Raw genomic sequence first — 6,785 nt, 5'->3', positions numbered from 1 at the left:
CCGGCGAAGCCGGTGCCATACACCGAGTTGCCTGCTTCGCGGGGCAAGCCCGCTCCCACAGGCAGGCCTCACGGCTGTTGCCGGGTCGCGCACACCACAATCTCGCGCACGCACACCGACTGCGGCTGGCCGTAGGCGAAGTCGATCACTTCGGCGATGTGCTCGGCGCTGAGCACCCCGCCCATCTCCTGCTTCCAGTCGTCGTAGCCGGCCTTGATGGCGTTGTCGGTGGTGTGGCTGAGCAGCTCGGTATCCACGGCCCCCGGCTCGATGGTGATCACCCGCACATTGCTCGGCGACAGTTCTTCGCGCAGGTTCTCGGACAAACCGGTGACCGCGAACTTGGTGCCGACATAGGCGACATGGTTGGGGAACGTCTTGCGCCCGGCCACGGAACTGACGTTGATGATGGTGCCGTGCTTGCGCGCGACCATGCCGCCGGCTACCGCGTGGATGCCATTGAGCAGCCCGCGCACGTTGACGTCGAGCATGCGATCCCATTCGCCCGGGTCTTGCGTGGCGATGCTGCCCAGCAGCATGACGCCGGCATTGTTGATGATCGCGTCCACCGGGCCGAACTGCGCCTCGGCCTCGGCAACGGCGGCCAGCACGGCCGCCCGGTCGGTGATGTCGACCGCCAGTGCCAGGGTGTTGGGCAGTTGCAGCTGCTGCATCGGCGCCAGCCGACGGGCCAGCAGCAACAGCGCGTGGCCACGGCCGGACAGCCGCTTGGCGGTGGCCAGGCCGATACCCGAGCTGGCACCGGTAATGACGACCAGGGGTTTGTGGGTAGTGGTCATGGTAAGCGTCCTGATATCCGAATTGTCTATGGGTAAGCAGCGCAGCGAGTATAGAAGCCGGTTTCAGGCACGAAAAATGGGATATTCTTTTGGCAGCCATCGGCATCACTTATGGGTAACCCATGGATTATCGTCAGCTCCGCGCCTTCATCGCCGTCTTCGAAGAGCGCAACATCACCGCCGCCGCGCGCTCCATACACCTTAGCCAACCGGCCCTGTCCGGTAGCATCAAGGCACTGGAGGAAGCCCTGGGCACCACCCTGTTCGTGCGCCAGGCCAGGGGCGTCGAGGTCACCGAGGATGCCCGCGCGCTGTACCCCGAAGCCCGGCGCATGGTGGCCGATGCCGGCCGCCTGCTGAGCCGCTTCAAGCGCGACCGGGAACGTGCGCCGCTGCAGATCGGCGTCGAGAAGGACGTGGGCGCGGCGGCGGTGCGTCAGGTGGTGCGGGCGGCGGCCACCCTCAGCCCCACGGTGCATCTGCAACTGGTAACCGGCTGCGCGGGCGCGGCGCGCTTGGCCAGCGAAGAACTGCGCTGCGAGGATGAACTGTTCCTGCCCCTGCACAGCGACCCCTTCGTGCTGGCGACGCTGCAGGCTGAAGACCAGAGGCGCTGGATTACCTGCCCCGCGCAACCCAGCCACCAGCGCCTGCTGCCGTTCTACGACAGCAGCCCGGTAGCCGAAGCCGAGACCTTCAGCCTGGCCCTGGAGATGGTCGCCGCCGGGCTGGGCAGCGCCATCGTGCCGGCGTCGCTGGCCGCCGAGCATCGCGAAGTGCGCAGCGAGCCATTGCCGCAGCTGGACCTGCGCCGGCGCATCGGGCTGTGTTATTCGGCCCAGGCACTGGCCCTCGAAGGGGTGATTCAACTGCGCGATGCCCTGCAGGAGAAAATTGTACAAAACAATTTTGCTGTATAGATTTATCCAGGCACCTGCACTATACCTTGTACAGTGACTAATTTTTGTACAGGTATTGTGCATGTCCGCCTTCCTGCCACGCTTCGCCGAACGCTTTGCCACGCTGGATACACACAACCTCGACCTGCTTGGCGACCTGTACAGCGAGGACGTGGCGTTCCGCGACCCCCTGCACCAGATCAGCGGCCTCCCGGCGCTGCGCGCCTACTTCGCGCAGCTGTATGCCAACGTGCCCGATGTTCACTACCGCTTCGAGGGCACAGACGAACTGGAGCCCGGCCACGGCTACATCCGCTGGACCCTGCACTTCCGTCACCCGCGCCTGGCCCGTGGCGAGCTGATCAGCCTGCAGGGATGCAGCCATCTGCGCTGGCACGAGCGGGTGCACTTTCACCAGGACTACTTCGACGCAGGCGCCCTGCTCTACGAGCATGTGCCGGTGATGGGCGGCGCGATCCGCTGGCTCAAGGGCAGGCTGGCATGAGCCGTTGCTGGCTGACCGGTGCCAGCAGCGGTATCGGCGCGGCCCTGGCGCTGCGCTTGCTGGAGCAAGGTCACCAGGTCGCCCTGGGCGCACGCAGGGCTGACAGCCTGGCGGCACTGTCCGCACGGTTTCCTGACCAGGTGTTGCTGGCGGTGGGTGATCTCGACCAACCCGGGCAGGTGGCACAGATTGCCGAGCAGATCGAACAGGCATGGGGCGCGCTGGACCAGGTGATTCTCAACGCCGGCACCTGCGAGTACCTGGAGCCGGGGCACTTCGACCCGGCCCTGGTGGAACGGGTGATGCGCACCAACCTGAACGGCACCAGCCTCTGCCTGGCCGCCGCCCTGCCCCTGCTGCGCCGCGGCCGGCAGCCGCACCTGGTGGTGATGGGCAGCTCGGTCAGCTGGCTGGCGCTGCCGCGCGCGGGGGCCTATGGCGCCTCCAAGGCGGCGCTGCGCTACCTGGTCGAATCGCTGCGCATCGACCTGGTGGGCGAAGGTATCGACGTCACCCTGGTCAGCCCCGGCTTCGTCGACACACCGCTGACCCGCCGCAATGACTTCCCAATGCCTCAGCTGTGGAGCGTCGAACGCGCCGCCGACCATATCATCGCGCGCCTGCCCCGCCGCCCGCTGGAAATCGCCTTCCCCGGCACCTTCACCCGCATCCTGCGCCTGCTCGGCGCCCTGCCGCCACGCTGGCGTCTGGCACTGGGCCGGCGCATGGCGCGCAAACCGCAGAGTTAGCACAGCATGGACATCGCCATCATCGGCTCGGGTATCGCCGGCCTGACCTGTGCCCACCTCCTGTCACGCCGGCACCAGGTGACGGTGTTCGAGGCCGAGCAGTGGCTCGGCGGGCATACCCATACCGTCGATGTGCAATGGCACGGGCAGTCATACGCGGTGGACACCGGCTTCATCGTCTACAACGACTGGACCTACCCGCACTTCATCCGCCTGCTGCAACGGCTGGGCGTGGCCAGCCGGCCGACCGAAATGAGCTTCTCGGTGCATGACCCGAACACAGGTTTCGAGTACAACGGCCACAACCTGGACACGTTGTTCGCCCAGCGCCGCAACCTGCTGCGCCCTGGCTTCTGGGGGATGCTGCGCGACGTACTGCGCTTCAACCGCCAGGCCCTGGCCGACCTCGACCAGCAGCGGATCGTCAGCGACACCACCCTTGGCGCCTATCTCCACCAGCACCGCTACGGGCAGCGCTTCATCGAGCAGTACATCGTGCCCATGGGCTCGGCGATCTGGTCGATGTCACCGGTCGACATGCTCACGTTTCCCTTGCAGTTCTTCGTGCGCTTCTGCCGCAACCATGGCCTGCTGTCGATCAGCCAGCGCCCGCAATGGCGGGTGATCGAAGGCGGCTCGCGCCGTTACCTGGCGCCGCTGTGCCAGCCCTTTGCCGAACGCATCCGACTCGGCTGCCCGGTGCACCGGGTTAGCCGTGACCCGCAAGGCGTGGAACTGAGCAGCGCGGCCGGCTGTGAGCGTTTCGACAAGGTGGTGTTCGCCTGCCACAGCGACCAGGCCATGGCTTTACTGGCTGCGCCCAGCGAGCCGGAGCGGGCAATCCTCGGCGCCATCCGCTACGCCCCCAACGATGTACTGCTGCACACCGACCAGCGCCTGCTGCCACGTCGGCGCAAGGCCTGGGCCAGCTGGAACTATCGGCTGGGCGCCAGCGCGCAGGCCCCTGCCGCGCTCACCTACAACATGAATATCCTGCAGGGCATCGAGGCGCCGGTCACCTTCTGCGTCAGCCTCAACCAGACCGCCCTGGTGGACCCGCAGCAGGTACTGGCCCGCTTCCAGTATGCACACCCGCAGTACAGCCTCGCCGCCCTTGCCGCCCAGGCCCGCCACGGCGAGCTGCAGGGCCCGCTGCACAGCTACTACTGCGGCGCCTACTGGGCCAACGGCTTTCACGAGGATGGCGTGCTCAGCGCACTGAAGGTGGCCGAACACTTTGGAGAACAGCTGTGAACAGCAGCCTTTGCCATGGCTGGGTCAGCCACCGGCGCCTGGCCCCGAGGCCCCATGCGTTTCGCTACCGCATCGGCATGTTCTACCTCGACCTGGCTGAACAAGCGCAACTCTCGGGCCTGTGCCGCTGGCTTGGGCGCTCGCGGTTCGCCCCCCTGTGCTGGCGGGAAACCGACTACCTGCCGGCCCTGACCCGCCGCGGCCAGCCGTTGGCCGAGGCCGCGCGCCTGCTGGTCGGCCAGGCCACCGGGCAGGTGCCCGAAGGTGCCGTGCACCTGCTTGCCCAACCGCGCAGCTGGGGCCTGTCGTTCAACCCGGTGAGCGTGTTCTTCTGCCATGACCGGCACGGCCAGGTCGCCGCCGTGCTGCTGGAGGTGCGCAACACGCCCTGGCGCGAGCGTTTCCACTATGTGCTGCCGGTGCAAGGCGAGCTGGACCAGCCGTTCAGCATGGCCAAGGCCTTCCACGTGTCGCCGTTCCTGCCACGGGACATGGATTACCGCTTGCGCTTCGCCCTGGACGCGCAGCGCGTGCGCATCCACATGGAAAACTGGCGCGCCGGGCAAAAACTGTTTGAGGCCGACCTGGCGCTGCAACGCCAGCCGCTCGACCGCGCCAGCCTGCAACGCTACATCCTGGCCTTCCCGTGGATGAGCCTGCGCACCGTGACCGCCATCTACTGGCAAGCCCTGCGCCTGCTGCTCAAGCGCACCCCCGTGCACGCCCACTTCGCCAGCCCGCACGACCTGGCGCTCGGCCAACCTGCCCGCGAGGAACCCGACCATGCCCGAACCGACCTTGAGCGTTAGCAAATCGGCCGGCCTCGCGCCCCTGCTTGGCGGCCTGGCCAGGCGCGCCGTGCTGGCGCAGCTACGCCAGTTGCGCCACGGCCACCTGCGCCTGATCAGCCGGGAGCAGCAGTGGACCTTCGGCGACGTCGCGAGCCCGCTGTACGCGGAAGTGGATATCGTCGACGACGCGGCCTGGGGCCTGGTTGCCGGCAATGGCTCGATCGGTGCCGGCGAAGGTTACATCCACGGCTACTGGCGCAGCCCCGACCTGGCTGCGGTGACGCGCCTGTTCGTGGCCAACCTGGACGTGCTCGATGCCATGGAGGGCGGCCTGGCACGCCTGGCGCGCCCGCCCCTGCGCCTGCTGCACCGGCTCAATCGCAACAGCCGGGACGGGGCGCGGCGCAATATCCTGGCCCATTATGACCTGGGCAATGAACTGTTCGAACGGCTGCTCGACCCCAGCATGATGTACTCTGCCGCGCAGTTCGACAGCCCCGGGCAAACCTTGGAACAGGCCCAGCGACGCAAGCTGCAGCGCATCTGCCAGCGGCTCGAACTCAAGCCAGACGAACACCTGCTGGAAATCGGCAGCGGATGGGGCAGCCTGGCCATCCACGCCGCCCTCGAGCACGGTTGCCGGGTCACCACCACTACCCTCTCCGCGGCGCAGCATGCCTACACCTTGCAACGGGTCAAGGCCCTGGGCCTGGAACACCGGGTCACGGTGCTGCTCGAGGACTACCGCGACCTGCGCGGACGCTTCGACAAGCTGGTGTCGATCGAAATGATCGAAGCCGTCGGCCACCGCTACCTGCCGACCTACTTCCGCCAGTGCGCCGCACTGCTCAAGGACGACGGCCTGATGCTGCTGCAGGCCATCACCATCCGCGACCAGCGCTACGCCCAGGCCCGCCGCTCAGTGGACTTCATCCAGCGCTACATCTTCCCCGGCGGCGCCCTGCCCTCGCTGAGCGTGCTGCTCGACACCGCCAGCCGCCAGACCGGGCTCAACCTGGTACACCTGGAAGATTTCGGCCAGGACTACACGCGTACCCTGCGCCATTGGCGCGACAACCTGCGCCTGGCGCGCTCGGAGCTGGCGGCGCTGGGGTATGACGACACCTTCCAGCGCTTGTGGGAGTTCTACCTGTGCTATTGCCAGGGCGGTTTTGAGGAGCGGACCATCGGCGTGGCGCAGATGCTCTGGGCCGCGCCACAGGCGCGTCGGGCGCCACTGTCAGGCGCCTGAGCATGGCCCGCGGCTGGCTGATCGGCAATGCCCTGTGGCTGCAGTTCGGCTGGTGGGCCTGCGTGCTGGGCGCGCGACTGCAATGGCTGCTTTGGGTCGCGGTGGCGGGCCTGCTGGTGCACCTGAGCTTGTGCCCGGGGCTGCGCAGTGAGGGGCGGGTATTGCTGTGGGTGACACTGGCCGGCTGCCTGCTCGACAGCGTACTGGGCATGTTGGGCGTATTGCGCTTCGAACACTGGCCCCTGCCCTTTTGGCTGGCGTTGCTGTGGCTGGTGCTGGCCAGCGGGTTGCGCCACAGCCTGGCCTGGGCCGCGCACCCGCTCTGGCGTGGCGCGTTGCTGGGCCTGCTGGGCGGTCCGTTGGCCTACCTGGCCGGGGCCAGGCTGGCGGGCATCGAGTTGCCGTTGGGGCCGCTGTATACCGGGCTGATCCTCGCGCCGACCTGGGCGCTGGTACTGCCGCTGGCCTTGCGCTTCGCGGCGAGATGCTGAGGATTCAAAGCGCTTTTGTCAGTGCCGGCCTCATCGCCGGCAAG

Annotated in this window: 8 protein-coding genes; 7 read left to right on the top strand and 1 reads right to left on the bottom strand. The window is 67.4% G+C overall.

Annotated elements, in window-relative coordinates; all coding sequences use genetic code 11:
• Positions 1–68: 68 nt before the first annotated feature.
• Positions 69–800: an SDR family oxidoreductase gene (locus tag PMI38_RS16980; RefSeq protein WP_008096327.1), complete on the bottom strand. Its 732-nt coding sequence runs from the start codon at positions 798–800 to the stop codon at positions 69–71.
• A 122-nt stretch (positions 801–922) separates the two neighbouring features.
• Here PMI38_RS16980 and PMI38_RS16975 point away from each other — a divergent pair, with 122 nt between their 5' ends.
• From PMI38_RS16975 to PMI38_RS16945, 7 genes are all read left to right on the top strand, one after another.
• On the top strand, positions 923–1,720 hold the full coding sequence (locus tag PMI38_RS16975; protein WP_008096324.1) for a LysR family transcriptional regulator: 798 nt from the start codon (positions 923–925) through the stop codon (positions 1,718–1,720).
• A gap of 61 nt (positions 1,721–1,781) precedes the next feature.
• On the top strand, positions 1,782–2,204 hold the full coding sequence (locus tag PMI38_RS16970; RefSeq protein WP_008096321.1) for a nuclear transport factor 2 family protein: 423 nt from the start codon (positions 1,782–1,784) through the stop codon (positions 2,202–2,204).
• Entirely contained in the window at positions 2,201–2,953 is a 753-nt protein-coding gene (locus PMI38_RS16965) for an SDR family NAD(P)-dependent oxidoreductase (RefSeq protein WP_008096319.1), read from the top strand. Before PMI38_RS16970 ends, PMI38_RS16965 begins: the two co-directional genes overlap by 4 nt.
• 6 nt (positions 2,954–2,959) lie before the next feature.
• On the top strand, positions 2,960–4,207 hold the full coding sequence (locus tag PMI38_RS16960; protein WP_008096317.1) for an NAD(P)/FAD-dependent oxidoreductase: 1,248 nt from the start codon (positions 2,960–2,962) through the stop codon (positions 4,205–4,207).
• Positions 4,204–5,016, top strand: coding sequence for a DUF1365 domain-containing protein (locus PMI38_RS16955; RefSeq protein WP_008096315.1), 813 nt, complete (start codon positions 4,204–4,206; stop codon positions 5,014–5,016). The genes PMI38_RS16960 and PMI38_RS16955 overlap by 4 nt, the downstream gene beginning before the upstream one ends.
• Positions 4,991–6,250 carry an SAM-dependent methyltransferase gene (locus PMI38_RS16950; protein WP_008096313.1) on the top strand — a complete coding sequence of 420 codons (1,260 nt, stop codon included), beginning with the start codon at positions 4,991–4,993 and terminating at the stop codon, positions 6,248–6,250. Before PMI38_RS16955 ends, PMI38_RS16950 begins: the two co-directional genes overlap by 26 nt.
• A gap of 2 nt (positions 6,251–6,252) precedes the next feature.
• Positions 6,253–6,741: a DUF2878 domain-containing protein gene (locus tag PMI38_RS16945; RefSeq protein ID WP_008096311.1), complete on the top strand. Its 489-nt coding sequence runs from the start codon at positions 6,253–6,255 to the stop codon at positions 6,739–6,741.
• The last annotated feature ends 44 nt before the right edge of the window (positions 6,742–6,785 follow it).

The organism is Pseudomonas sp. GM84 (genome assembly GCF_000282535.1).
Taxonomy (GTDB): domain Bacteria; phylum Pseudomonadota; class Gammaproteobacteria; order Pseudomonadales; family Pseudomonadaceae; genus Aquipseudomonas.
The sequence above is the reverse complement of the archived record's forward strand: the minus strand, read 5'-3'. Positions and strand labels throughout refer to the sequence as shown.

Bases quoted from the DNA above. Each gene is read 5' to 3' on its own strand.
- PMI38_RS16980 (WP_008096327.1), bottom strand. From the start codon at position 800: ATGACCACTACCCACAAACCCCTGGTCGTCATTACCGGTGCCAGCTCG.
- PMI38_RS16975 (WP_008096324.1), top strand. From the start codon at position 923: ATGGATTATCGTCAGCTCCGCGCCTTCATCGCCGTCTTCGAAGAGCGC.
- PMI38_RS16970 (WP_008096321.1), top strand. From the start codon at position 1,782: ATGTCCGCCTTCCTGCCACGCTTCGCCGAACGCTTTGCCACGCTGGAT.
- PMI38_RS16965 (WP_008096319.1), top strand. From the start codon at position 2,201: ATGAGCCGTTGCTGGCTGACCGGTGCCAGCAGCGGTATCGGCGCGGCC.
- PMI38_RS16960 (WP_008096317.1), top strand. From the start codon at position 2,960: ATGGACATCGCCATCATCGGCTCGGGTATCGCCGGCCTGACCTGTGCC.
- PMI38_RS16950 (WP_008096313.1), top strand. From the start codon at position 4,991: ATGCCCGAACCGACCTTGAGCGTTAGCAAATCGGCCGGCCTCGCGCCC.
- PMI38_RS16945 (WP_008096311.1), top strand. From the start codon at position 6,253: ATGGCCCGCGGCTGGCTGATCGGCAATGCCCTGTGGCTGCAGTTCGGC.